The organism is Pseudomonas brassicacearum (assembly GCF_918698105.1).
Classification (GTDB): Bacteria; Pseudomonadota; Gammaproteobacteria; order Pseudomonadales; family Pseudomonadaceae; genus Aquipseudomonas; species Aquipseudomonas brassicacearum_F.
Genome location: NZ_CAKKMI010000167.1, coordinates 1 through 1,067 on the forward strand (window position 1 = coordinate 1; position 1,067 = coordinate 1,067).

The 1,067-nt window shown below is 47.2% G+C and carries 2 protein-coding genes and 1 pseudogene; 2 read left to right on the top strand and 1 reads right to left on the bottom strand.

The window, feature by feature from the left end; translation table 11 throughout:
* The coding region (locus LQ215_RS29445; protein WP_230153735.1) for a hypothetical protein at positions 1-294 on the top strand (294 nt) is incomplete at its 5' end.
* The gene (locus tag LQ215_RS29450; RefSeq protein WP_230153736.1) at positions 294-809 is read left to right on the top strand and encodes a hypothetical protein; all 516 of its coding nucleotides are present in this window, start codon (positions 294-296) and stop codon (positions 807-809) included. The genes LQ215_RS29445 and LQ215_RS29450, both read left to right, overlap by 1 nt.
* A gap of 24 nt (positions 810-833) precedes the next feature.
* Here LQ215_RS29450 and LQ215_RS29455 read toward each other — a convergent pair.
* Positions 834-998, bottom strand: a pseudogene (locus LQ215_RS29455) (DNA-binding protein); the annotation flags it as partial.
* Positions 999-1,067: the final 69 nt, after the last annotated feature.

Genomic DNA, 1,067 nt, shown 5'->3' on the forward strand with positions numbered 1-1,067 from the left:
TCTGCGGGCTTCGAACACGTTTTAGAGGGGCATTTTAATAGAGAAATATCTAACTCGCGTTCTGTATTTACTATTGCTCCTGAGGAGCTAAAAGGGATTTTGCAAAGTACACCTGTGGTGAAGTCCCCGGTTGTGGGGTTGCCGGATGGTCAGTTTGTGAGGACGGTTGATGTGGGGCAGACTATTGGCACTACTACGTTGAAGGATGGTGGTGTCCCCACTTCTGTGTTAAAGGTATTTACCGATAGAGCCGGTAATTTGATAACAACTTTCCCTGTTAAGGCGGGTATTTGATGGGTGGTCTTCCAACTAAAGTGTGGGGTGAGTTCCAGTCGGCAGTCTCAGCTCTGGCTGATGAGGCACCTTCTAGGCAGGTTCTTGAATTATTACTTTGCTGGATTCGGAGCAATTATCAGCATCTTGACTGTGAGCCGTATACGACCTATGGGTTTGATAGGATTGTAACGGTCAATGAGAGGGAAATGCCGGTTGAGAGATCCTGTTTTAAGGTTGCGGATTTAATAAACTTTAAAAATACTATCCTGAAGCGCCAGTCTCGAGAGGGAGAGGCGATTGCGAGATTTTTGCGCGATACGGTTGAGGAGTTGATAACGGTCGAAGTCGATGAGCAATGTCCAAAGTGTAAGTCTGCTGGAGGGCGCATTTTTATAGGTAGATATAACGGATTGCTAGCTTATCAGTGTGGTGTCTGTGGTCATTCTCATTATTCAGATGGAACTAGGGTTAAAAGTGATGAGTTAGACTTCGCGAGCGAAATGCAGCTACGAGAGCTCGGTTTGAATCAGTAGAAAACGTGTCTATCCCTCTGAGGGATCCCTAGACAATTCGGTCATCCCCTTGGCGCGTGTGACTACTTCCGTCGCTTTGGCGATATAACTTGTATCGCCGGTTTCCTGGGCATCTCTCACGAACTCCGCAATGGCCTCGGGAGTGCTGAAATATTCTGCGAGGTCAAATTCTATAAAGGTCTCGATCATTTTACTCTCCGCGCATGTGAAAAACGGGCGACCCAAAGGTCGCCCGTTTTCGTTACTCAGCAGCTTGCG

Bases quoted from the DNA above. Each gene is read 5' to 3' on its own strand.
- LQ215_RS29450 (WP_230153736.1), top strand. From the start codon at position 294: ATGGGTGGTCTTCCAACTAAAGTGTGGGGTGAGTTCCAGTCGGCAGTC.